Genomic DNA, 22,195 nt, shown 5'->3' with positions numbered 1-22,195 from the left:
GATGCTTGCGCTGATTGCGGGAACCGGCGCTTTGCCGAACGAAGTGGTTGCCGAACTGGCCGAGCGCCCCGTGATCTGCGCGATGGAGGGGTTTCTGCCCGACAGCCTGACCCCAGATATCGTGTTCCCGCTAGAGCATCTGGGTAGTTTCATCGCGGACCTGCGCGCCAGGGGCGTGGCCGAAATTTGCATGGCAGGTGCCGTGCAGCGCCCGAATATTGATCCGTCGCGGATTGATGCAGCCACGATGCCTCTGGTCCCAATCCTGCAGCAGGCGATGATGGCGGGCGATGATGGCGCGTTGCGCGCCGCCATCGGGATATTCGAAGAGGCCGGTCTGCACGTGCGCGCCGCACACGACATCGCGCCGGGTCTTCTGCAGCCTTTGGGGTGCCTGACCGAAGCGCAGCCGTCCGAGGCTGATCTGGCCGACGCCGACCGGGCCGCCGGGATATTGCGCGCCATGGGGGCCGCCGATATCGGCCAAGCCTGCGCCGTCGCCAAGGGGCAGGCTCTGGCGGTCGAGGGTATTTTCGGCACCGCCTGGATGCTGCAATCACTGACGCAACGCCCGGACGCGGGCGGCGGAGTTTTGTTCAAGGGCCCCAAACCCGATCAGGACCGGCGCGCAGACCTTCCCGCGATTGGACCGGACACCGTGACCGGTGCCGTGGCCGCAGGGCTGTCCGGCATTGTCATCGAAAAGGGAGGCGTAATCGTCCTGCAGCGGGACCGGGTGATCGCCGAGTGCAATCGTCTGGGCCTGTTTCTTTTCGTGCGCGAGCGGGCCGTCTGATGCGCGTGTTTCTGGTCGCCGGTGAACCCTCGGGCGACCGGCTGGGCGGCGCACTGATGGAGGGGCTGAAAACGCTTGTCCCGGATGTGCAGTTTGATGGCGTCGGCGGGCCGCTGATGCGGGCACAGGGGCTGAACAGCCGTTTTCCCATGTCCGAACTCAGCGTGATGGGTCTGGTCGAGGTTCTGCCCAAGTTCTTCCACCTCAAACGCCGGATCGCCGAGACTGCGCAGGCCGTTCTGGACACCAAACCGGATGTGCTGATCACCATCGACAGCCCCGATTTCAGCCTGCGCGTGGCAAAGATCGTCAAAGCGTCAAGCGATACCCGCACCGTCCATTATGTCGCCCCCAGCGTCTGGGCGTGGCGGCCGGGACGGGCGGACAAGATGGCCAAGGTCATTGACCATGTACTGGCGCTGCTACCGTTCGAGCCGCCCTATATGGAACGCGCCGGGATGGAATGTGATTTCGTCGGCCATCCGGTTGTGAACGAACCCGTGGCATCCCAACAGGACATTGCACGGTTCCGCGCGGATCATGATCTTGGCGATGCTCCCATTGTCCTCGCACTGCCCGGCTCTCGCAAGGGGGAGGTCGAACGGCTGGCGCCGATCTTCGGCTCGGCGCTGCAACAGTTTCTGCAGGACCGTCCCGAGGCGCGCATCGTTGTTCCGGCGGTCGCGCATATGGTTGAGACGGTCTCCGAACACGTTCGGGATTGGCCGGGGACGCCGCTGGTCGTCGACCCGAGGGATATGCCCTCGGATCAGGCGCAGGCGCAGAAGCGAGCCGCGTTTGCAGCCGCCGATCTTGCTCTGGCGGCGTCGGGCACGGTCTCGTTGGAATTGGCCGCGCAGGCGACGCCGATGGTGATCGCCTATAACCTGAACTGGCTGACCACGCTGATCGCCAAGCGGATGGTTAGTCTGGACACGGTGACGCTGGTCAATCTGGTGTCCGAAACCCGCGCCGTTCCCGAATGCCTGTTGGATGATTGCCAGCCGGATAAAATAGCCGAGGCGCTGAGGCAGGTTGCAAACGCCCCCGACGCGCAACGTCAAGCGATGGACCTGACCATGGATCGGCTGGGTCGTGGGGGCGAGGCTCCGGGTCTGCGCGCCGCGCGCGCCGTGCTGGATCGGATGAACGCCTGATGCTGGATTATGCGGTCTTTGCACTGTCGGCCTTTACGGCGCAGGTTCTGACCAACCTCGATAATGTCGCGGCCTTGCTGGCGCTGATGATGGTTTCGGGGCCAAAACGGTCGGTTCTGGGATTTCTTGCCGCGCAGATACTTGTCATCACCGCCGCTTATCTGGTGGCAATCGGCGTCGATGACGTCATACCCCATTGGGCCGGTTATCTGGGCCTTATCCCCCTGACTTTGGGAGTGCTGGGCGTTCTGCGTCAGTTCCGCGGCACGTCGCCAACGCAGGACCCCAAGATCGAAACCGGTGCCTCGACCCTAGTGATTTCGATGCTGTTTGTCAGCCTGTCGATGGATACGTTCGCCGTGCTCGCGCCTCTGCTGGCCGATTCCGCCCCCGGTTTCCGAATTGCGGGCCTTATCGGCGCGGGCAGTGCGGCGCTGGGTCTGGCCTCGGTCGCGCTGCTGGGGGCCAGGGTACCGTTCATGACAGGACATCTTGCGCACAGGCTGGAAAAGCTGGTGCCCTTTGTCATGATCTTCGCCGGGCTTTACATCCTCAGCAACTCTTGGACGGACGCGATCTAGTAACCGCGCCAGATCCATCCGCCGCCGAAGATGCGGCTGCCGGTGCTTTCATAGAACACACAAGCCTGACCGGGAGAGATGCCTTCTTCGGGTGTCAGAAGTTCAACCTCGGCAGTCGTGTCCGACAAAGGGCGCACAATCGCCTCGCGCGGGGGGCGTGTCGAGCGGACCTTGACCGACAGATGCCATTCATCGCGCGAGGTAAAGGGCTCATCGCCCAGCCAGTTGATCTCGCGCACCGGGACAGTGCGGGTGGCCAGCATCTCTTTCGGGCCGACGACGACCTGTTTCTTGTCCACGTCCAGCTTGACCACGTAAAGCGGCTCACTCAGGCCGCCGATGCCCAAACCGCGCCGCTGACCGATGGTATAGTGAATCACCCCGTCGTGCTGCGCCAGAACGCGGCCATCGGCGTGGACAATCTCACCCGGTTCGGCTGCTCCGGGGCGCAGCTTTTCGATCACGCTGGCGTAGTTGCCATTGGGCACGAAGCAGATGTCCTGACTGTCGGGCTTGTCGGCCACGGCCAGCCCGTATTGCGCCGCCATCTCGCGCGTGGCGTCTTTCGAGGGCAGGTGGCCCAGCGGGAAGCGCAAAAAGTCCAGCTGCTCTGGCGTGGTCGAGAACAGGAAGTAGGATTGATCGCGATTGGCATCCTCGGCGCTGTGCAGTTCCGGGCCTTTAGGGCCTATCTTGCGCTGGATATAGTGGCCGGTCGCCATGCAGTCGGCCTCAAGGTCCTTGGCGGTTTCCAGCAGATCCTTGAATTTCACCCGCTCATTGCAGCGAATGCAGGGCACAGGGGTTGCGCCCGCCAGGTAGCTGTCGGCAAACTCGTCGATCACGGCGTCCTTGAAGATATTCTCATAGTCCAGAACGTAGTGCGGAAAGCCACGCTCCTCGGCCACGCGACGTGCATCATGGATGTCGATCCCCGCGCAGCACGCGCCTTTCTTGGCCAGCGCCGCGCCATGATCATAAAGCTGCAGCGTCACGCCGACCACGTCATAGCCCTGATCGGCCAGATGCGCCGCCACAACGGAACTGTCCACGCCGCCGGACATGGCAACAACCACCCGCGTTTCCGAGGGCGGTTTGGCAAAGCCAAGCGAATTGATTTGGGTCTCGGCAGCGAGGGCCATGGCGATTCCAGTCCGGGTTAAGAAAGACCGGCAGAATATAGGAAAATTCTAGACACTCTCAAGGGGCGGTTTCACGCGCCATTAAGTAGGCTGGCTGCAACTTTGTCGCATCAGGAAAGGGCTGAGAGATGTATTTGCACAAAGTTGAAGGGCCACGGTCCGTAACCCTGCCGGATGGAACGGTTTTGACACGCGCCGATTTACCGCCCGGGGACACGCGCCGCTGGGTCGCCTCGCGCAAGGCAATTGTCGTGCGCGGGGTTCTGTACGGGCTGATCACCCTGTCAGACGCAAAAAAGCGCTATGGCATCAGCGATGAAGAGTTCAATACATGGGTTTCAGCCGTCGCAGAACACGGTGTGGATGCCTTGAAGGTGACGGCCCTAAAAAAATATAGACAACCTAAAGGCGATACCGAATAAATGATTCAACGGTAACGTCAGATTAACCATTATTGGTCAGGGTTAACTTCAATAGGAATTGTTGACCCGAATTGGAGCAGTAAATGAGAATACTTCTTGTCGAGGATGATCCAACCACGTCCAAAAGCATCGAATTGATGCTGACACATGCAAACCTGAATGTGTACGCAACGGACTTGGGCGAGGAAGGCATCGATCTGGCGAAGCTCTATGACTACGATCTTATTTTGCTGGACCTCAACCTGCCGGACATGAACGGACATGAAGTGTTGCGCCAATTGCGGATCGCGCGGGTGGAAACCCCGATTCTGATCCTGTCCGGTGCCGACGACACTGAAAGCAAGATCAAGGGGTTCGGCTTTGGGGCGGATGATTACCTGACCAAGCCCTTTCACCGCGAAGAACTGGTGGCGCGTATTCACGCCATTATCCGCCGCTCCAAAGGGCATTCGCAATCCATCATTCATACCGGGCGTGTCGCCGTGAACCTGGATGCCAAAACGGTCGAAGTGGACGGGAAAACGGTTCATCTGACCGGCAAGGAATACCAGATGCTCGAGTTGCTGAGTTTGCGCAAGGGCACCACGCTGACCAAAGAGATGTTCCTGAATCACCTGTATGGCGGCATGGATGAACCCGAATTGAAGATTATCGACGTTTTCATCTGCAAGCTGCGTAAGAAACTCAGCAATGCAACGGGTGGTGAAAACTATATCGAAACCGTTTGGGGCAGGGGATACGTTCTGCGCGACCCGCAGTCCAACAGCATGGACGAGACGCGAATGGCCGTCGGCGCTTGATTTGACCGGACATGTGCCGCCGCCGGTCCAGGGCGGCACCTCCACTCACGGCTCAGCACGTCTGGACCTGGCCATGGCCTCGCCCTATCACTGAGGTCCAAGACTAAGTGACGGGGCGAGGGCATGAGCGATTCAGTTTCAGCGCAGGATTTGACAGAGCAGCAGGCACGCGAAGAGCTTGCGCGTCTGGCCGAGCAGCTTTCGCGGGCAAACACGCTGTATCACGCGGAAGACGCGCCCGAGATTTCGGACGCGGAATACGATGCGCTCAAACGCCGAAATGCCGAGATCGAAGCACAGTTCCCGCATCTCAAACGGCAAGACAGCCCCTCGGATCAGGTGGGCGCACGGGCAGCTGACGGGTTCTCGAAGGTCACGCATGCGGTGCGGATGATGTCGCTGGGCAATGCCTTCGATGATCAGGATGTGGCGGATTTCGACCGCTCGATCCGAAAGTACCTTGGGCTGGACGCCGACGCCCTTTTGGCGTTCACGGCAGAACCGAAGATTGACGGGCTGTCGCTCTCGCTGCGGTACGAACACGGCGAACTGGTTCAGGCCGCGACGCGCGGCGATGGAGAAGTTGGCGAAAACGTCACGGCCAATGCCCGCACGGTCGCGGACATTCCCCAAAAGATCGGCGGCGCGCCGGATATCATGGAGGTCCGGGGCGAGGTTTACATGTCCCACCAGGATTTCGAAAACCTGAACGTGCGCCAGTCCGAGGCCGGAGGGAAACTTTTTGCCAACCCGAGAAATGCGGCGGCGGGTTCTCTGCGTCAGCTGGATGCCTCGATCACCCAATCGCGCCCGCTGCGCTTCTTTGCTTATGCCTGGGGGGAACTGTCTGCACCCCTTGCTGACACGCAAATGGGTGCGATTCAACGGCTCAAAGTGTTCGGGTTTTCGACCAACCCGCTTACAAAAGTCTGTGCGACAACCGACGAGATGCTGACCCATTACCGCAGCATCGAAGAACAACGCGCGACCCTCGGCTATGATATCGATGGCGTCGTCTACAAGGTGGACGATTTGGCGTTGCAGGCGCGGCTGGGATTCCGCTCGACAACGCCCAGATGGGCCATTGCACACAAGTTCCCGGCCGAACTAGCCTGGACCCGGCTTGAGGCGATCGACATTCAGGTCGGCCGCACCGGCGCGCTCAGCCCAGTTGCGCGGTTGCATCCGGTGACGGTGGGCGGCGTCGTGGTCTCGAACGCCACACTGCATAACGAGGATTACATCGCCGGGCGCGACGCCAAGGGCGGAACGATCCGCGATGGAAAGGACATTCGCGAAGGCGACTGGGTGCAGGTCTATCGCGCAGGCGACGTGATCCCGAAAATCGCCGATGTCGATCTGTCGAAACGGCCCGAAGGGGCCGCGCCATACAAGTTTCCGACGACATGCCCGCAATGCCAAAGCGACGCCATCCGAGAAGAAGGCGATGCGGTCAGGCGCTGTACTGGCGGCCTTATTTGCCCGGCGCAGGCGGTTGAAAAATTGAAACATTTCGTCTCTCGCAAAGCGTTCGACATCGAAGGTCTGGGCGCAAAACAGATCGAGATGTTCTATGACGACCCCGACCTGCCGATCCGAACACCGGTCGATATCTTCACGTTGCAAAGCAGGGATGCGGGCAATCTGAACAAGCTGGCCAACCGTAAAGGGTGGGGCGCGCAGAGCGCTGGCAACCTGTGGGCGGCAATCGACGAAAAGCGTAGCATTCCCTTTGGGCGCCTGCTGTTCGCCCTCGGTATTCGTCACACCGGCGAAGCCGCGTCGAACCTGATCGCGAACCACTACGGGCGCTGGGAAGAGTTTGAGCATGCGGTCACCTCAGCCTCGGGTTTTGAGGGGCCGGAGTGGGAAGATTTGCTTGGCATCGACGGGATCGGAGAGATTATGGCGCGCGCGTTGGTGTCGGCCTTTGCCCAGCTGGCAGAACGCGCCAGCATCGACGCTCTGGTCGCGCAACTGCAGGTGCAGGAGGCGAAACGGCCGGATACAACCGGCAGCCCAGTGGCGGGCAAAACCGTTGTCTTCACCGGCACGCTGGAAAAGATGACCCGCGCTGAAGCCAAGGCGCGGGCCGAAGCGTTGGGCGCAAAGGTGTCCGGCTCGGTCAGCAAAAAGACCGACCTGCTGGTCGCCGGTCCGGGCGCGGGGTCAAAGGCGAAAAAAGCCGCCGAGCTTGGCATCGAAACACTGGATGAGGATGGCTGGCTGCAGCTGATCGACGGCGCATGAGTGGACGGCCGGAACAGCTTTTCCCCTTGTTCGCAGGGCTTGAAACGTTGGAGGGCGTCGGTCCGAAAACGGCTCAGGTGATGATGCAAGCGGGGGTCGAAAGCCCCCGCGACGTGCTGTTCGGCCTGCCTTATGCCGTCGTCGACCGGCGTAGGCGCGAAACGATCCAGGGGGCCGATCTGCCGAAGACGCTGACGGTCGAAGTGACCGTTGGCACGCACCGACCGCCGCGAAACAAGGGTGGTGCCTATCGGGTTCACGTCGAAGACACTCAGGCCGATTTCCAACTGGTCTTTTTCCACGCGCGGGGGGATTACCTAAAAAAGGTGCTGCCGCAGGGGTCGCGCCGTGTGATCTCGGGCAAGTTGGAACTGTTCGATGGCATGGCGCAGATGGTGCATCCCGACCACATGCTGCCGGTGGAACAGGCGGGCGGGATCCCCGAATTCGAACCGGTCTATCATCTGACGCAAGGCCTGACGCAAAAGACCGCCTTCAAAGCGGCGCGCAGTGCGCTGGCCCGCGCGCCGGAGTTGGCGGAATGGATCGACCCGGCTCAGCTTTCGCAAAAGAACTGGCCGGATTGGGCCGGGGCCATTCGGGCGGCGCACAACCCGCAGGGCGCTGACGATGTCGCACCGTTTGCACCGGCGCTGGAACGGCTGGCCTATGATGAGCTGCTTGCGCATCAACTGACGCTGGCCCTGGCGCGTCAGAGGGAACGGAAGGCCCGCGGTGTTGTCAGCGTTGGGACCGGTGCGCTGCAGTCCAAGGTTCTGGCCAGCCTGCCGTACCGGCCCACAGGCGCGCAAAGCCGGGCGATCGAGGAAATATCGGCGGATATGGCCTCAGAATCGCGCATGAACCGCCTGCTTCAGGGCGATGTGGGCGCGGGAAAGACGCTTGTGGCGTTCATGGCCTTGCTGGTGGCAGTCGAAGCCGGGGGGCAGGGCGTCATGATGGCCCCGACCGAAATTCTGGCCCGGCAGCATCTGGAAGGGTTGCGGCCACTGGCTGAAGAGGCCGGTGTGGTTCTGGAAATCCTGACCGGGCGGGATAAGGGCTTGGAACGAAAGGCAAAACTGGCAGCGCTGAAAAGTGGCGACATCCAGATTTTGGTCGGCACCCATGCAGTGTTCCAAAGCGATGTCGAATTCCACGCGCTTCGGTTGGCCATTGTGGACGAACAGCATCGCTTTGGCGTGCGCCAGCGGATGGAGCTTTCGGACAAGGGGCAGGGTGCGGATGTGCTGGTGATGACCGCCACGCCGATCCCCCGCAGTCTGGCGCTGGCGCAATACGGGGATATGGACGTCTCGGTGCTGGACGAAAAGCCGCCCGGACGGAAGCCCATCAAAACGGCCATCGTCAGCACGCAGCGTATGGATGAGGTCGTGGCCCATCTGCAGCGCGCCATTGATGAGGGGCGGCAATGCTATTGGGTGTGCCCCCTGGTCGACGAATCCGAGGTGTCCGACCTGACCGCAGCCGAAGAACGGTTCAAACGGCTGCGCGCCATTCTGGGCGACGGCAATGTCGGGCTGGTGCATGGCCAGATGCCGCCCGCCGACAAAGACGCGGCGATGGAGGCTTTTCAGAACGGACAGACCAAGGTGCTGGTGGCCACCACGGTGATCGAGGTTGGCGTCAACGTGCCCAATGCCTCGATCATGGTGATTGAGCGGGCTGAAATCTTTGGTCTTGCCCAATTGCACCAGTTGCGCGGGCGCGTGGGGCGGGGGGACGCCGAGTCGACCTGTTTGCTGATGTATCAGCCACCGCTCAGCGAGGGCGGGCGCAAACGCCTGGAGGTCTTGCGCGAAACCGAAGACGGGTTCCGCATTTCCGAGACCGATTTGCAGATGCGCGGCGCGGGCGATCTGATCGGGACCGCGCAATCCGGGTTGCCGAAATTCCGCATCGCCGACCTTGAACGGCAAACGGGCCTGATGGCCGTGGCGCAGACCGACGCGCGGGCCTTGCTGAACGCAGACCCCAAACTTGAATCCGAACGGGGGCGGGCCGCCCGTGTTCTGCTTTGGCTGATGAAGCAGGATCAGGCGATCCGTTTGATTTCAGTGGGTTAGCGCAGAAGTCATCATTTAGTTCACAAATGTTCTCAAAAAGTTCTTTACCGACTCGGTGAAATATGAGAACAAAAGGTCAACAAAGGATTAAATCGCTGACCGGAGGTGACACATGCTGACCCAGATCAAGACCGCGTTCAACCGTTCGCAATCGACCATCCTGCAGGATGCAGCCGGTGTGGTGTCGCTGGTCGTGATCCTGATGGTCGCGCTTCACATGCCTGTCGGGTTCTAAGCCTTTCTGCCTGCGCTCTCGTGCCGATCAAACCGCGCGTGTCTTCCCATTTCAGTCAAGGGTGACCTGCCTGTCCCACACCCCTTGAGGGGCCATGCCTCGGCCCCGCGCGGTCTTCCGGACCCCACACGAGAAACGCATTACCTGCCGCCGCCCTTTCCGCCCGGAAGGTGCGGCGGTTTTTTCTCAAAGCTGCCCGGTTTTGATTATTTCAAGCATCGCCGACAGGACCGAGTTTGCCGCGACCGAGGCCAGTATCATGCCCATCACTCGGCTGATAATGGCCGCGCCGGAATGACCGATCAGACGTATGATTGGCTCGGCCAGTAGCATCAGGACAAAGGCGATCGCCAGAACCGACAGCATCACCAGGGCGGTAATCCCCTGATCCGCGACGCTGTACCGGTTGTTGTCCGTCAGGATCACAACCGCCAGCATCGCACCGGGCGAGGCCAGCGACGGCACCGCCAAAGGGAAAATCGCCGGGTTCTGCTTGTGCATCTTGTCTTCCGCGTCCTCTTCGGCCTGACGCTGCTCGACCTCTTGCTTGCTTTCGCCAAAGATCATCGTCAGCGCGAACAGGAACAGGATGATCCCACCGGCCACCTGGAACGAGTTTAGCCCGATATCCAGCGCCTCGATCAGCAATTGGCCGAAGACAAGGAAGAACAGCAAAACGCCGGCACTGACAAGGGCAGCCAGCAGGGCGGTGCGACGGCGGGCTGATGCCTCGATCCCGGCGGTAACGGCGATGAAGACGGGCATGGTGCCAATGGGATCGATGACGACCCAAAGCGTTACAAAATGTTCCAGTAAATCGTTCAAACCCGAACTTCCCCCAATATTGGGCGAAGGTTAGACGGGTTTGCCCTAAAACGCCACGTTCAGGCGCAATTGGCCTGCTCGGCCTGCTCCATCGCCTCGGCCGTCGCATCCAGCGCCAGCATGATCGAGGCGTGGCGGTTCTTGTACTCGCGCGCGGGCATCAGCACTTCGAGCCCATCGAACGGCGCGTCCGGGGCAGGGCCGCCCTGTTTCAACATCGCGGCCAGTTGATCCCGCGCTGTTTCAACCTGCGCCCGTGTAGCGCCGATCACAGCGTCGCCGACAACCGAAGCCGAGGCCTGACCCAGCGCGCAGGCCTTTACGTCCTGCCCAAATCCGGTAACACGGCCATCCTGCACGTTCACGTCAACCGTTACGGTCGATCCGCAAAGGGGTGACCGTTTCTTGACTGTTGCATCCGGGTTTTCAAGCCGATCCAGATGCGGAATATCCGCCGCCAGCGCCAAAATCCGTCCGGAATACAGCTTGATCAGGTCGTTCTCGCCGCTCATGGCTTTCCCTCGTTGCGTGTTCCCCATACATAGTGACCAGCCCACGGGATGCAAAAGGTTTTTGTCATGTCTGACACCGTCACGTTCGACCCAGCTACGCTGAAATATAATGAGACCGGGTTGATCCCCGCCATCGCGCAGGACGAAGCGACCGGCGAAGTGCTGATGATGGCCTGGATGAATGCGCAAGCAGTCGAGCGCACGCTGGAGACCGGGCGCGTGACCTACTGGTCGCGGTCGCGCCAGGCGTTCTGGATCAAGGGCGAAACCTCGGGCCATGTGCAGGAGTTGCTCGATTTCCGCGTCGATTGCGACCGGGATTGCCTGCTGGTTCTGGTGCGCCAGACCGGCCCGGCCTGTCACACGAACCGTCGCACCTGTTTCTACACTGCGGTGCGGGATGGGGCTGAGGTCAAGTTGATGAAACCGATGGACTGAATGGCGCAAGCGCCATGCCTTCGGCGAGAGTATTTTTGAAAAGATGAAGACGGGTCAGAGGCCGACCATGGCGCGGATGTCCTGCGGCGTCGCCCCTTCGGCGCGGTATTTTGAAATGGCGCGGGCATCGTCCCTTTTTGCAAGGCGTTTGCCAGCCTCGTCGCGGACCAGTTCGTGGTGGAAAAACTCGGGCGTCGGAAGGCTGAGTATTGCCTGTAGCAGCACGTGGATGCGCGTCGCTTCGAACAGGTCCTGACCGCGCACGACGCGGGTGATGCCTTGTGCGGCATCGTCGATCACCACGGACAGGTGGTAAGAGGTGCCCATCCCCCGGCGGGACAGCACGACGTCGCCGATGGTGGTTTCCAGTTCTTCGGGCGAGAATGTGATCCTGCCTGTTTCACCGTTTGCGCCTGCGCCGAGTTCGTGAAATCCGCTGGCGACGTGCGACACCAAACGCGCGGCTTTGGCAATGTCCAGCCTCAGCGGCTGGTCCGTGGGCCGTTGCGAACGATGATCGCCCGTTTCCTGAGACCGAACCCTGCAGGTGCCGGGGTAGATGATGCCATCCGGTCCGTGCATCGGCGCACCCTCTTGCGGGGCGGCAGCGGCGGCGGCGATGTCTTTTCGGTTGCAAAAACAGGGGTATAGAAGCCCAAGCTCCCAAAGTTGGTCCAGCGCCTGTTCGTAGTCCTGTAACCGCTCTGATTGGCGCAGCACAGGCTTGGGCCACCACAGGCCCAACCAGTCGAGATCGTCATAAATCTGATCTTCCCACTGCTGGCGCGCGCGGGATCGGTCGATATCTTCGATCCTCAGCAGGAACTCTCCGCCCTCGGCCACGGCCATATCGCTGGCCAGCAGTGCAGAATAGGCGTGGCCCAGATGCAGCGGGCCAGTTGGCGACGGCGCGAACCGGGTGATAAAAGTCACGTCTTTTCTAGCACATACACATCAGAGTTCATGTTCATCCCGGGCAGGTGCGGCCCATATTCGCGGAACAGCAGCCGGGCGGCTCCCATATCCAGCCAGTCGTTCAGACGTGAGGTATAGGAACGGTCGGCAAGCGTATGATCATTAAAGGAAAGCGCCAGAAAGCCGCCCTTGGGTAGCGCGTGCATCAGCAGATCAAAGGTTTCAGGCGGGGCGGCCCCCGAGCCAACGACGCCAATCGCGGTGATCGCGTCATATGCTCCCTGTTTCAACGGCTCGGGATCGGTGATCTCAAAGCCGGTCAATGTGCGGTAGACGCCTTTGGCGGCGGCGGCTTCCAGCATGTTGGGGGTGGGGTCCATGCCGTCGATAACCTCGAACCCGGCTGCGCGCAGGGCCAGACCAGACAGGCCCGTCCCGCAGCCATAGTCAAGGATCGGCGTTTGTGCCTTGGGCATCTTGGACCACAGTGCCTGCGCCACGCGGCCCGGCGTCACGTAGCCTTGCTCGGCCACCTCATTTTCATAAGACGCGGCCCATTTCTGGTAGTGGTCGCGCGTGTCCTCGGGGCTTTCAAGGTCGTAGGTTTTCTTGAAAAAATCGTCGCTCATGCCGGTATGTTACGCCGCCGCGGCGCAACACGTCCAGTCAGCACTTCGCGAGCCAATCGGTCCATTCTGCCTTTGCCCTGTCCGTATAGGCCTTGTACCGGTCCTTGCGGCCCCGGCGACCGCCTTTCAACCCGTCCACAGGGCGGAACAGGCCGAAGTTGACATTCATCGGCTGAAAGGTCTTGGCCTCGGCCCCGCCGGTGATGTGATGGATCAACGCGCCCATGGCGCTGTCCTGCGGGACCTCTGGCAAGCTGCGTCCCAGGATCTCGGCAGCGGCCAGACGGCCCGCCAAAAGCCCCATCGCGGCACTTTCAACATAGCCCTCAACGCCGGTGATCTGCCCGGCAAAGCGAATATTCGGCTTCGATTTCAGCCGCATCTGCGCATCCAGCAGAGTGGGCGAGTTGATGAACGTGTTACGGTGAATACCCCCAAGGCGCGCGAAGCTGGCGTCTTCCAGTCCGGGGATCATACGAAACACCTCGGTCTGGGCCCCGTATTTCATCTTGGTCTGGAAGCCGACGATGTTGAACAGGGTGCCCAATGCATTGTCGCGCCGCAACTGAACCACCGCATGAGGTTTGACATCCGGCTGGTGCGGATTGGTCAGCCCCACCGGTTTCATCGGCCCGTGCCGCAGGGTTTCCCGCCCGCGTTCCGACATCACTTCGATCGGCAGGCAGCCGTCGAAATACCCCGCTGTCTCGCCTTCGTGAAACTCGGTCTTGTCTGCGACTAGCAGGGCGTCGATGAATGCCTCGTACTGATCGCGGTCCATGGGACAGTTCAGATAGGCGGTGCGTTCTTCCTCGGTCTCGCCCTTGTCATACCGTGACTGCATCCACGCTTTGCTCATGTCGATGCTGTCGGCATACACGATTGGGGCGATGGCGTCGAAAAAAGCCAGCGCATCCGTCCCGGTTTCCGCCCGGATCGCTTCGCCCAACGCCGGAGAGGTCAGGGGGCCGGTGGAGAAAACCCAATTGCCCTGATCGGGCAGGGATGTGACCTCTTCCCCCGTGACCGAGACGCGGGGATGGGCATGCAGCCTGGCTGTCACGTCCTCGGCAAACGGATCGCGGTCAACGGCCAATGCGCCACCAGCGGGCAGGCGATGCGCGTCGGCGGTGGTCATGATCAACCCACCCGCTGCGCGCATTTCCCAATGCAGCAGGCCAACGGCGTTCTGTTCGTCATCGTCCGAGCGGAACGAGTTCGAGCACACCATCTCGGCCAGATTGCCGGTCTGATGCGCAAAGGTGCCCACTTTGGGACGCATTTCGTGGATCACCACATCCACGCCCATTTCAGCGGCCTGCCATGCGGCCTCGGACCCGGCCATGCCGCCGCCCACGATGTGCAATTCCTGTGTCATAGGGTGCCACATAGGACACAGCTCAGGTCAACGCAACTGGACTGCTCTGCATAAATCATCGCTTATTTCAGGGAAGGTTCTTGGGGTCGCCGCTGCGGGAATGATAACGCCGGTGAGAGAGACCAGCTGGAGGGACCTTCCGCCCACGACGACCCATAAGAGTGTTCGAAGCCCAAGCTTCGACCTAGATTTGCCACAGTGCCGCCTATTTGAAAAGTGAAAAAATGACGACAGTGGCAAAAAACGTACAAAACAATTGCGTTATTGGGACCAATTGGGCGGACGTTTTTCGATAAAGGCGGAAATGCCTTCTTCGGTATCGCGGTACAACATATTCTGTGCCATTACCTCGCCCGTAAAGCCATAGGCCTGCTCGATGGGCATTTCCAGCTGCTGATAAAATGCCTGTTTCCCGATTTTCACTGCAACGGCAAGCTTTTCCGCGATCTGCGTGGCAAGCGTATTGGTGTCATGTTCCAACAGCATCTCGGGGACCACGCGGTTGATAAGGCCAAGTTCCGCCGCACGTTCGGCTGGGATGAAGTCGCCCGTTGTCAGCATCTCAAACGCCTGCTTGCGGGGGATGTTGCGGCTGAGCGCCACCATGGGCGTCGAGCAGAACAGGCCGATATTCACCCCGTTCACGCCAAAGCGCGTACCTTCTGCGGCCACAGCCAGATCGCAGGTGGCCACCAGTTGGCACCCCGCCGCGGTGGCGATTCCGTGGACCTGGGCGATCACCGGTTGCGGCAGGGACCGGATCGACATCATCACCTTGGTGCAGCGTGCAAAAAGGTCCTGAAAATAGGCCTTTCCGCCGTCTTCGGATTGCCGTCCAGCGGTCATCTGCTTCAGATCGTGTCCCGCACAAAAAGCCTTGCCAGCCCCTGACAGGACAACAGCGCGGATCGAGCCGTCTTCGCGCAGCGCATCAAGTTCATCCTGCAGGGCGGCCAGCATCTCGTCGCTGAGGGCGTTCAGCCGGTCCGGCGCATTCATCCGCAAATGCGCAACCGCACCGGTGTCGTTACGTTCCAAAATTGCCATCTTGCCCTCCTGCTGGCGTTTGGGCCAACTCTAGGGCGGGAATTGAAGGAGGGGAAGCATGGCTTTGGCGATGAACAAGGACGAACTGTCACAATACCTGATCGAGGTATTTCCGCAGGTTCACAAGGACTTCGTCATTGAAGATTTGACCGAAGACACCATCACCATGCGCCTTGTGGTCGAAGACCGTCATTTGCGACCCGGCGGCACTGTGTCCGGCCCCTCGATATTTGGTCTGGCGGATGTCTGTGTCTATGCGATGGTTCTGGCGCGAAAAGGCCGGCAGTCACTGGCGGTCACGACCAGCAGCTCTTTGGACTTTCTGCGCAAACCCAAAGGCGGCGCTGACATGATCGCCACATGCAAGTTGCTGAAACTTGGCCGGACACTGGCCGTCGGGGATGTTCTGATGTTTTCGGAAGGGGCAGACGAGCCGGTCGCGCGGGCCAGCATGACCTATTCGATTCCACCCGCCGGGTCCGCAGCCGCCCGATTCGGATAAAAAAGGCCGGGGACAAGCCCCGGCCAGGAAGAGGTCCCAAAATTGGGACTGGGGATCGTTAGACCATCCAAAAGTAACGCTTCACTTCGCGCCGGGCCTGATGCGGGGTAATCCCGACATCTTCCAGCAGCCTGTCGTCAAGGTGACTCAGGTTAATGCGGCTTCGCCGACGGCGTTCCCATTGCGTGACGACCGCCGCAAACCGCACGGCCAGCGCAGCGATCAGCGGCAGCCGTGGACCGTCGTTCAGCAGCATGAGGGCGGGGTTGTGCATTGTGCGTGTCATCTGGGTATTCCTTTCAAATTGTATTGACACAAAGTATAAATGTTCGGTACATGTGTTTGATACATTCGAAATTGTGTCAGAATCAAAGGAAGAATTGTAATGGATACAATTTGGCCGGAAGCACTGCCAAAATCCAAGGGACCGAAGTACACTCTGGTCGCTGACACGATACGAAAAGCCATAGATAACAAACTGCTGGAGGTGGGCACAAAGCTGCCTCCGGTACGGGAACTTGCGTATAGGTTACAAATCACGCCGGGCACCGTCGCCCGCGCTTACACGATTCTGACGGATGAGGGTTTGCTGAACGCCGAGGTCGGGCGTGGTACATTTGTCGCCCCGCCAAAATCGCCAATTCTGGACGATGTCTGGGCAAGGCAGCTGCATCTGCGCGATGACAAATACGACGCCAGTGTCAGCCTGTTCAGCCCGCGGCTTGCGGATGTGGGGCAGGTGGCCCTGATCCGCGAGTGCCTGAAGAAAGTCTCTCAGTCCGATCCGGGGCTTTTTCTGAATTACCCAACGCGCGACGCCTATAAACCCATGCGGCAATCTGTAGTTGACTGGCTGTCCGACCTGCCACTGGGGCCCTTGTCCCACGACGATATCGTTCTGACTCATGGCGGGCAGAACGGGCTGTGCCTGGTCTTCCAGACGATCCTGCGCGGCGCGAAACCAATCGTTCTGGTCGAAGATCTGTCTTATGCAGGATTCCGCCGGGCGGGCGAGTTGATGCGCGCTGAAGTTGTCGGCGTGAAGATGGACAAATGGGGCATCGATCCCAAGGCCATGGAACATGTCCTGCGCCAGACACCGGCACAGGCCGTATGCGTCTCGCCCGAGGTTCAGAACCCGACCGGTTCGCATTCGCCGCTCGAACGCCGGAAAGAGGTTGTCGAGATCGCGCGCCGCTTTGATGTGCAGATCATTGAGGACGACTGTTACCGAATGGGCGATGCCCGTGAGCCCAGCTATCGCGCATTAGCACCCGAGCGGGGTTGGCACGTGTCGTCGATCTCGAAAACCCTGACGCCTGCGTTGCGTGTGGGCTTTGCGATTGCGCCCCGTGAACGCAGCGTGGACCTGCGGCGGTCCGCCGAATACGGGTATTTCGGTCTGGCGCAGCCCTTGGCCGAGCTAACCCGCTTGATGCTGTCCGACCCCCGCACCCAGCAGATTGCCAAAGACGTGCGAAAGAAGATGGGCGAATACGTCCGGGTTGCCGTTAACGCCTTGGGCGGGTTCGATCTGAACTGGGCCCCGGATGTGCCGTTTGTCTGGCTGAACCTGCCATCCGGCTGGCGCGCCGCCGCTTTCAGCCGCGCGGCGGAACGGGAAGGGATACAACTCAGGTCCGCCGACGAGTTTGCCCTGCGCGACGGTCGCGCCCCAAATGCCATCCGTATCGCGATGAACGGCCATGTCTCGCTTGAACGGTTCGAAGATGCGATGCAGCGGTTGCGCGCGCTGCTGGACAACCCGCCGGAACAGATCAGCGTTTAGACCTTAGCCCAGGGACGGCGGATTGCCAAAGAAACCGGCAAGATGAGCGATCTTGCCCGACTTACCCAGCCGAATGAAATCGTGACCGGATACCATTTCAATCCCGATCGCATCGACCATGTGCCAAGTGAAGTGAACGACATCATGATGCACACTGGGCTGGCTGGTGAGTTCGACACGCCCACCGGAAGAGTCCAAAACCTCGCCGATATGAACCGACAAATTCTCCAGTCCCTTCACGTCAGCCGTCGGATCGACATACCTCCCATCTTCTTCAAAGCAACGTTTCAAAAGCCCAAGCCTTTTGTCGCCGTCCGTTTCCTGCCACGCCGCGCCGTAATCCGCGATGGTCTGTTTCAAATCCTGCACAGAAACGCTCCTTCTTCAGAAATCCTGCGGCGACTATACCAGCGGTGGCTTCGGATTGGGCAATTGCAGGTGCAAATTCATGGGGTAAAATAATACCTATTTTATAAACATTTGTAATTACTATATAAAAACATATCTGCGTGTATTGACGCGAAAACCCAGCCCCTCTAAATACGCTCCATCGAATTCGGGCCGCTCCGCCTTTGGGGCGGTCTTTCACATCAAACAGGACTATCCTGCCATGAAAACCTTTTCTGCAACACCTGCAGACATCGACAAAAAGTGGATCCTGATCGACGCCGAGGGCGTTGTTCTGGGCCGTCTTGCCTCGATCGTCGCCATGCGCCTGCGTGGCAAGCACAAAGCGTCGTTCACCCCGAACATGGACATGGGCGACAATGTCATCGTGATCAACGCTGACAAAATCCAGATGACCGGCAAGAAGCGTGAAGAGAACTTCTACTGGCACACCGGCCACCCGGGCGGCATCAAATCGCGCACCAAGCAGCAGATCCTCGAGGGCGCACACCCCGAGCGCGTCGTGACCCAGGCCGTCAAGCGCATGCTGCCGGGCAACCGTCTGGCGCGTCAGCAAATGACCAACCTGCGCGTTTACGCCGGTGCCGAGCATCCCCACGAGGCGCAAGCGCCCGAAGTTCTGGACGTCAAGTCCATGAACAAGAAAAACACCCGGAGCTAATGACCGATGGCTGATCAGATCAATACTCTCGAAGAGCTGAGCGCCGTCGCAGGCGTTGAAACCGTGGCCGAAGAAGTCATCGTGCGTGAACCCGTACGTGACGAGCTGGGCCGTTCCTATGCCACCGGCAAACGTAAAGACGCTGTTGCCCGCGTGTGGATCAAGCCGGGTTCCGGCAAGGTCACCGTGAACGGCAAAGATCAGGACGTGTACTTCGCACGCCCCGTTCTGCAGCTGATCCTGCGCCAGCCGTTCCAGGTTGCTGGTGTTGAAGGCGAATTCGACGTTGTCGCAACCGTCAAAGGCGGTGGCCTGACCGGTCAGGCTGGTGCGGTCAAGCACGGCATTTCGAAAGCGCTGCAACTGTACGATCCCAACCTGCGCGGCGCTCTGAAAGCCGCTGGTTTCCTGACCCGCGACAGCCGCGTTGTGGAACGTAAGAAATACGGTAAGCGCAAAGCGCGTCGTTCGTTCCAGTTCTCGAAGCGTTAATCGTTGCGGAATACAAATTTGAAAGGGCTCGCAATCGCGAGCCCTTTTTCTTTGGGTTATTCTTCGTAAACCAGTTTCCACGCCCCGTTTTCGACGACGCTGACAAATACCGTATCCGCGCCCTGGTGGTCGTCAGGCCCATAGGTGATGTGGTTGCCAACCAGCTCGTCGGTGTAGTCCAGCGACTCCATCGCGGCGATAAAGCTGTCATGGGTCAGATCGGGGCCTGCAGCCTCCAAGGCTTTGACCATCATCTCGGCAGCGGAATAGCCCAGCATTGAGAAACCGACAGGGTCCTCGCCCGTGGCCGCTTTGTATTCAGCAATAAATGCAGCCGGGGCGGGCTCTTCGGCGCGCGCCCACAGGTCCAGCCATGAGGCAGCGGCATAGAACCCATCCGTCACGCCACCGGGTACCTGCGCCACCACGGTCAGAAAACTGGCCGAGGTGCCAAGGAATTTCATATCGTTCAGGCCCATTTTCTTTGCCGTCCCAACCACGGTGATCGCCTGTCGCACGCCCAAGGCCATCGTAACGATATCGCAGCCTTCCTCTTTGAGCTTGCTCAGAGAGCCGACAAAATCCGTCTCATCCGGCTTATGGGTGGTCTCTGCGCCAAAGGTGATGCCAGCTTCTTCGGCACCGGCCTTGCTGCCTTCAAGGATTTCTTCACCGAAATCGGTGGGCAGATACATGATACAGACGGTTTGTGATCCGAACTCACCGTTCAGATACTTCACCCCGATCCGCGCCTGATCATAATAGGTCGAGAACGAGGTGAACTTGTTCTTCATCGGCTCCTGCAGCATTTGCCGCGCTGCGGTCAGAGGGGCGACATTGGGAATACCCTTGGGGTCCAACAGCTTGAACCCGGCAAGGTTCATCGGAGTGCCCAGCGACTGCAGCATCGCAAACACCTTGTCGCGGTTCAGCAGCTTGTTATAGCCCTGCATCGCGCGCGGCATCTGATAGCCGTTATCCTCGACAACATAACGGATCTTGCGGCCATGCACGCCGCCCTCGGCATTGACACGGTCAAAGACGACATTCGCGCCTTTGGTCGCCGGAACGCCCACGGCGGCGAAAATACCGCTCAGGTCGTTGACAGACCCGATCACGATTTCATCGTCGGACACGCCTTGGGTTTCCGCCCAACCCAGCGTGGCGGATGCCGTAAGGGTCGTTGCGGCAGCAAGGCTATTTAACAGATTGCTCATTATTCTCCTCCCGGTACTTTCCAGTCTAACTGTACATCTCTTCAATGAGATGTCCGTGTTTCTTTTCCACCAACCCGCGTTTCAGTTTCATTGTCGCGGTCAGTTCGTCATCCTCGGCGGTCAGCAGGACGTTGATCAGTCGGAAATCCTTGATCTGCTCGACCCGCGCGAACTCGGCGTTTACGGCATCAACCTCGGCCCCGACCAGACCGTTGACTTCCGGCGCCGCGCATAGGGAGGCGAAGTTTGAGAAGGGGATCTTCCTGTCCTGCGCGAACTTCTCGACATTCTCCTGATCGATCATGATCAGGGCGGTCAGGTATTTGCGCTGGTCGCCGATGATCACCGCGTCCGAGATGTAATGGCTGAACTTCAGGCGGCTTTCGATTTCGGACGGGGTGATGTTCTTGCCGCCTGCGGTGATGATGATGTCTTTCATGCGACCGGTGATAGTGACAAACCCATCCTCGTCGATGCGTCCCATGTCACCGGTGCGCAGCCATCCGTCGGGGGTGAAGGTCTCGGCAGTTTTGGCGTTGTTGCGCCAGTAGCCCTGAAAGATGTTCAGCCCTTTCAGTTGGATTTCACCGTCCTCCGAGATACGGATATCCGTGCCCGCCACGGCTTTGCCAATGGACCCGACCCGGTTGTCTTCGGTGGTGTTGAGCGTGGCCAGCCCCGCCGTTTCGGTCATCCCGAACCCTTCGACCAGAGGGACTCCAATTGCCCAGTACCATTTCAGCAAATCCACCGAAATCGGCGCGGCCCCCGAGCCGCCCCGACGCATCTTGTCCATGCCCAGCATCCGGCGCAGGTTGCGTAGAACCAGATGGTCCCAGACCCAAAATCGCGCCGCGACCAAAGCGGGCACCGGTTTCCCGGAGTTCAGATATTCCGCCCGCGCAAACCCCGCTTTCAGTGCCAGCCCAAAGGCCAGACGCCCCAGCCGCGTCGCGTCCTGCGTCAGGATTTGAACATGGGCGTAGATTTTCTCCCAAACGCGTGGAACGGCGGTGAATGTAGTGGGTGAGACCTCTTGCAGGTTCGCAAACACGGTTTCCGGGCTTTCGGCGAAATTCACGGTGCACCGGGCAGCAAGCGGGAAATAGATGGACACGTCGCGTTCGAGGATGTGGCACAGCGGCAGGAAACACAGCTGCTCGTCACTGGCCAGCGCAGGCAGGGACCGGGCCCCGGATTCTATGGCGGCGAGGATGTTCTCATGGCTCAGCATTGCGCCCTTGGGTTGGCCCGTTGTGCCCGAGGTGTAGACCAGCAGCGCGGTGTCCTGCGGTTTTGCCAGCGCGATCTCGGCCTCGAACCGGCCCGGGTCTTCGGCCTCGGCCTGTTTTCCAAGCGCGTAGAGTTCGCCGATCATCATACAACGCGGGTGGTTTAGGTCGTGCAGGCCTTCGTCTTCCAGGATGATGACCTTGAGCAGGCCGGGAACGTCGTCCTCAATCTCAAGAAACTTGTCCAGATGCTCTTCGTCTTCGACGATCAGGACCCGGCTGTCGCTGTCGTTGATCACGTATTTCAACTGACTGGCGGAATCCGTCGTGTAGACGCCCGAGGCAATGCCGCCGACACACTGGATGCCCATGTCGAACCATGCCCATTCCTTGCGATCCTCGGACAGGATCGAAACGACCTCACCCCGTTGCAGGCCAAGTTTCCGCAGGGCGAGGCCGATCCACTTGGCATGTTGCCAGTACTCGGTCCACGAATAGGACTTCCAAATCCCCAGGTTTTTTTCTCGATGCGCTGTCCGGTCGCCCAACTCAGTGCAGCGGCTTTGGAACAGTTCGGAAATGGTGGTGCAGCCATCCACCCGCAACGGGCGCTGCCCGGGAGTTGCGTTGAACTGAACGCCGTTGATGTTGATCTGTGGGGGCAGGGGGCTTGCGTCCAT

23 protein-coding genes and 1 pseudogene are annotated in these 22,195 nt (G+C 60.0%); 13 read left to right on the top strand and 11 right to left on the bottom strand.

What is annotated here, in order from left to right:
- Position 1 precedes the first annotated feature (1 nt).
- From ACR0K1_RS05615 to ACR0K1_RS05605, 3 genes are read left to right on the top strand one after another with little or no spacing between them, the layout of a single operon-like run.
- The gene (locus ACR0K1_RS05615; RefSeq protein ID WP_480610800.1) at positions 2 to 796 is read left to right on the top strand and encodes an LpxI family protein; all 795 of its coding nucleotides are present in this window, start codon (positions 2 to 4) and stop codon (positions 794 to 796) included.
- Positions 796 to 1,953, top strand: a complete 1,158-nt coding sequence (gene lpxB / locus ACR0K1_RS05610) for a lipid-A-disaccharide synthase (protein WP_480849168.1) — start codon at positions 796 to 798, stop codon at positions 1,951 to 1,953. The genes ACR0K1_RS05615 and lpxB overlap by 1 nt, the downstream gene beginning before the upstream one ends.
- Positions 1,953 to 2,534, top strand: coding sequence for a hypothetical protein (locus ACR0K1_RS05605; RefSeq protein ID WP_480610806.1), 582 nt, complete (start codon positions 1,953 to 1,955; stop codon positions 2,532 to 2,534). The genes lpxB and ACR0K1_RS05605 overlap by 1 nt, the downstream gene beginning before the upstream one ends.
- Here ACR0K1_RS05605 and mnmA read toward each other — a convergent pair.
- The gene (mnmA, locus tag ACR0K1_RS05600) at positions 2,531 to 3,676 is read right to left on the bottom strand and encodes a tRNA 2-thiouridine(34) synthase MnmA (protein WP_480610809.1); all 1,146 of its coding nucleotides are present in this window, start codon (positions 3,674 to 3,676) and stop codon (positions 2,531 to 2,533) included. The two genes, ACR0K1_RS05605 and mnmA, sit on opposite strands and share 4 nt — an antisense overlap.
- A 128-nt stretch (positions 3,677 to 3,804) precedes the next feature.
- Between mnmA and sciP the strand changes: the two genes are divergently transcribed.
- The 5 genes from sciP (at position 3,805) to ACR0K1_RS05575 (ending at position 9,470) form a co-directional block, all read left to right on the top strand.
- Entirely contained in the window at positions 3,805 to 4,098 is a 294-nt protein-coding gene (sciP, locus tag ACR0K1_RS05595; RefSeq protein WP_480610812.1) for a CtrA inhibitor SciP, read from the top strand.
- A gap of 83 nt (positions 4,099 to 4,181) precedes the next feature.
- Positions 4,182 to 4,898, top strand: coding sequence for a response regulator transcription factor CtrA (gene ctrA, locus ACR0K1_RS05590; RefSeq protein WP_480849165.1), 717 nt, complete (start codon positions 4,182 to 4,184; stop codon positions 4,896 to 4,898).
- Between the two features lie 123 nt (positions 4,899 to 5,021).
- Entirely contained in the window at positions 5,022 to 7,148 is a 2,127-nt protein-coding gene (gene ligA / locus ACR0K1_RS05585; RefSeq protein ID WP_480610818.1) for an NAD-dependent DNA ligase LigA, read from the top strand.
- Complete coding sequence (gene recG / locus ACR0K1_RS05580) at positions 7,145 to 9,235, top strand: ATP-dependent DNA helicase RecG (protein ID WP_480849162.1); 2,091 nt, start codon at positions 7,145 to 7,147, stop codon at positions 9,233 to 9,235. Before ligA ends, recG begins: the two co-directional genes overlap by 4 nt.
- A gap of 112 nt (positions 9,236 to 9,347) precedes the next feature.
- Entirely contained in the window at positions 9,348 to 9,470 is a 123-nt protein-coding gene (locus tag ACR0K1_RS05575) for a hypothetical protein (protein WP_480610823.1), read from the top strand.
- 186 nt (positions 9,471 to 9,656) lie between these two features.
- On the opposite strand, the gene ACR0K1_RS05570 is transcribed toward ACR0K1_RS05575, so the two are convergent.
- Positions 9,657 to 10,295, bottom strand: coding sequence for a MarC family protein (locus ACR0K1_RS05570; protein ID WP_480849160.1), 639 nt, complete (start codon positions 10,293 to 10,295; stop codon positions 9,657 to 9,659).
- Between the two features lie 59 nt (positions 10,296 to 10,354).
- A complete protein-coding gene (locus tag ACR0K1_RS05565) occupies positions 10,355 to 10,807 on the bottom strand; it encodes an iron-sulfur cluster assembly scaffold protein (RefSeq protein ID WP_480610829.1) in 453 nt (150 codons plus the stop codon).
- A gap of 48 nt (positions 10,808 to 10,855) precedes the next feature.
- Here ACR0K1_RS05565 and hisI point away from each other — a divergent pair, with 48 nt between their 5' ends.
- Positions 10,856 to 11,245, top strand: coding sequence for a phosphoribosyl-AMP cyclohydrolase (gene hisI / locus ACR0K1_RS05560; RefSeq protein WP_480610832.1), 390 nt, complete (start codon positions 10,856 to 10,858; stop codon positions 11,243 to 11,245).
- Positions 11,246 to 11,299: 54 nt separating this feature from the next.
- On the opposite strand, the gene gluQRS is transcribed toward hisI, so the two are convergent.
- The 4 genes and pseudogenes from gluQRS to ACR0K1_RS05540 form a co-directional block, all read right to left on the bottom strand.
- A complete protein-coding gene (gene gluQRS / locus ACR0K1_RS05555) occupies positions 11,300 to 12,178 on the bottom strand; it encodes a tRNA glutamyl-Q(34) synthetase GluQRS (protein WP_480610834.1) in 879 nt (292 codons plus the stop codon).
- Entirely contained in the window at positions 12,175 to 12,789 is a 615-nt protein-coding gene (locus tag ACR0K1_RS05550) for a class I SAM-dependent DNA methyltransferase (protein WP_480849157.1), read from the bottom strand. The genes gluQRS and ACR0K1_RS05550 overlap by 4 nt, the downstream gene beginning before the upstream one ends.
- Positions 12,790 to 12,826: 37 nt before the next feature.
- Positions 12,827 to 14,167 carry a methylenetetrahydrofolate--tRNA-(uracil(54)-C(5))-methyltransferase (FADH(2)-oxidizing) TrmFO gene (gene trmFO, locus ACR0K1_RS05545; protein ID WP_480610838.1) on the bottom strand — a complete coding sequence of 447 codons (1,341 nt, stop codon included), beginning with the start codon at positions 14,165 to 14,167 and terminating at the stop codon, positions 12,827 to 12,829.
- Between the two features lie 261 nt (positions 14,168 to 14,428).
- Positions 14,429 to 15,223, bottom strand: a pseudogene (locus tag ACR0K1_RS05540) (enoyl-CoA hydratase); the annotation flags it as partial.
- A gap of 49 nt (positions 15,224 to 15,272) precedes the next feature.
- Here ACR0K1_RS05540 and ACR0K1_RS05535 point away from each other — a divergent pair.
- Positions 15,273 to 15,716, top strand: coding sequence for a PaaI family thioesterase (locus ACR0K1_RS05535; RefSeq protein WP_480610840.1), 444 nt, complete (start codon positions 15,273 to 15,275; stop codon positions 15,714 to 15,716).
- A 58-nt stretch (positions 15,717 to 15,774) separates the two neighbouring features.
- On the opposite strand, the gene ACR0K1_RS05530 is transcribed toward ACR0K1_RS05535, so the two are convergent.
- Positions 15,775 to 16,002, bottom strand: coding sequence for a DUF1127 domain-containing protein (locus tag ACR0K1_RS05530; RefSeq protein ID WP_480849154.1), 228 nt, complete (start codon positions 16,000 to 16,002; stop codon positions 15,775 to 15,777).
- 99 nt (positions 16,003 to 16,101) lie between these two features.
- On the opposite strand from ACR0K1_RS05530, the gene ACR0K1_RS05525 reads away from it, so the two are divergent.
- On the top strand, positions 16,102 to 17,505 hold the full coding sequence (locus tag ACR0K1_RS05525) for an aminotransferase-like domain-containing protein (RefSeq protein ID WP_480610845.1): 1,404 nt from the start codon (positions 16,102 to 16,104) through the stop codon (positions 17,503 to 17,505).
- A gap of 3 nt (positions 17,506 to 17,508) precedes the next feature.
- On the opposite strand, the gene ACR0K1_RS05520 is transcribed toward ACR0K1_RS05525, so the two are convergent.
- Positions 17,509 to 17,874, bottom strand: coding sequence for a hypothetical protein (locus tag ACR0K1_RS05520; RefSeq protein ID WP_480610848.1), 366 nt, complete (start codon positions 17,872 to 17,874; stop codon positions 17,509 to 17,511).
- Positions 17,875 to 18,115: 241 nt separating this feature from the next.
- Between ACR0K1_RS05520 and rplM the strand changes: the two genes are divergently transcribed.
- Both rplM and rpsI read left to right on the top strand, forming a co-directional pair.
- Entirely contained in the window at positions 18,116 to 18,574 is a 459-nt protein-coding gene (gene rplM, locus ACR0K1_RS05515; RefSeq protein ID WP_039536983.1) for a 50S ribosomal protein L13, read from the top strand.
- Between the two features lie 6 nt (positions 18,575 to 18,580).
- A complete protein-coding gene (rpsI, locus tag ACR0K1_RS05510) occupies positions 18,581 to 19,066 on the top strand; it encodes a 30S ribosomal protein S9 (RefSeq protein ID WP_480595761.1) in 486 nt (161 codons plus the stop codon).
- 56 nt (positions 19,067 to 19,122) lie between these two features.
- On the opposite strand, the gene ACR0K1_RS05505 is transcribed toward rpsI, so the two are convergent.
- On the bottom strand, positions 19,123 to 20,283 hold the full coding sequence (locus ACR0K1_RS05505; protein WP_480849151.1) for an ABC transporter substrate-binding protein: 1,161 nt from the start codon (positions 20,281 to 20,283) through the stop codon (positions 19,123 to 19,125).
- A gap of 25 nt (positions 20,284 to 20,308) precedes the next feature.
- Positions 20,309 to 22,195 carry an AMP-dependent synthetase/ligase gene (locus tag ACR0K1_RS05500; protein WP_480610853.1) on the bottom strand — a complete coding sequence of 629 codons (1,887 nt, stop codon included), beginning with the start codon at positions 22,193 to 22,195 and terminating at the stop codon, positions 20,309 to 20,311.

The organism is Ruegeria sp. F5, assembly GCF_056533845.1.
The sequence above is the reverse complement of the archived record's forward strand: the minus strand, read 5'-3'. Positions and strand labels throughout refer to the sequence as shown.

What these genes read in the sequence shown, in the direction of transcription:
- ACR0K1_RS05615 (WP_480610800.1), top strand. Translation starts at nt 2, where the DNA reads ATGCTTGCGCTGATTGCGGGAACCGGCGCTTTGCCGAACGAAGTGGTT.
- lpxB (WP_480849168.1), top strand. Translation starts at nt 796, where the DNA reads ATGCGCGTGTTTCTGGTCGCCGGTGAACCCTCGGGCGACCGGCTGGGC.
- ACR0K1_RS05605 (WP_480610806.1), top strand. Translation starts at nt 1,953, where the DNA reads ATGCTGGATTATGCGGTCTTTGCACTGTCGGCCTTTACGGCGCAGGTT.
- mnmA (WP_480610809.1), bottom strand. Translation starts at nt 3,676, where the DNA reads ATGGCCCTCGCTGCCGAGACCCAAATCAATTCGCTTGGCTTTGCCAAA.
- sciP (WP_480610812.1), top strand. Translation starts at nt 3,805, where the DNA reads ATGTATTTGCACAAAGTTGAAGGGCCACGGTCCGTAACCCTGCCGGAT.
- ctrA (WP_480849165.1), top strand. Translation starts at nt 4,182, where the DNA reads ATGAGAATACTTCTTGTCGAGGATGATCCAACCACGTCCAAAAGCATC.
- ligA (WP_480610818.1), top strand. Translation starts at nt 5,022, where the DNA reads ATGAGCGATTCAGTTTCAGCGCAGGATTTGACAGAGCAGCAGGCACGC.
- recG (WP_480849162.1), top strand. Translation starts at nt 7,145, where the DNA reads ATGAGTGGACGGCCGGAACAGCTTTTCCCCTTGTTCGCAGGGCTTGAA.
- ACR0K1_RS05575 (WP_480610823.1), top strand. Translation starts at nt 9,348, where the DNA reads ATGCTGACCCAGATCAAGACCGCGTTCAACCGTTCGCAATCGACCATC.
- ACR0K1_RS05565 (WP_480610829.1), bottom strand. Translation starts at nt 10,807, where the DNA reads ATGAGCGGCGAGAACGACCTGATCAAGCTGTATTCCGGACGGATTTTG.
- hisI (WP_480610832.1), top strand. Translation starts at nt 10,856, where the DNA reads ATGCAAAAGGTTTTTGTCATGTCTGACACCGTCACGTTCGACCCAGCT.
- ACR0K1_RS05550 (WP_480849157.1), bottom strand. Translation starts at nt 12,789, where the DNA reads ATGAGCGACGATTTTTTCAAGAAAACCTACGACCTTGAAAGCCCCGAG.
- trmFO (WP_480610838.1), bottom strand. Translation starts at nt 14,167, where the DNA reads ATGACACAGGAATTGCACATCGTGGGCGGCGGCATGGCCGGGTCCGAG.
- ACR0K1_RS05535 (WP_480610840.1), top strand. Translation starts at nt 15,273, where the DNA reads ATGGCTTTGGCGATGAACAAGGACGAACTGTCACAATACCTGATCGAG.
- ACR0K1_RS05530 (WP_480849154.1), bottom strand. Translation starts at nt 16,002, where the DNA reads ATGACACGCACAATGCACAACCCCGCCCTCATGCTGCTGAACGACGGT.
- ACR0K1_RS05525 (WP_480610845.1), top strand. Translation starts at nt 16,102, where the DNA reads ATGGATACAATTTGGCCGGAAGCACTGCCAAAATCCAAGGGACCGAAG.
- rplM (WP_039536983.1), top strand. Translation starts at nt 18,116, where the DNA reads ATGAAAACCTTTTCTGCAACACCTGCAGACATCGACAAAAAGTGGATC.
- rpsI (WP_480595761.1), top strand. Translation starts at nt 18,581, where the DNA reads ATGGCTGATCAGATCAATACTCTCGAAGAGCTGAGCGCCGTCGCAGGC.
- ACR0K1_RS05505 (WP_480849151.1), bottom strand. Translation starts at nt 20,283, where the DNA reads ATGAGCAATCTGTTAAATAGCCTTGCTGCCGCAACGACCCTTACGGCA.
- ACR0K1_RS05500 (WP_480610853.1), bottom strand. Translation starts at nt 22,195, where the DNA reads ATGGACGCAAGCCCCCTGCCCCCACAGATCAACATCAACGGCGTTCAG.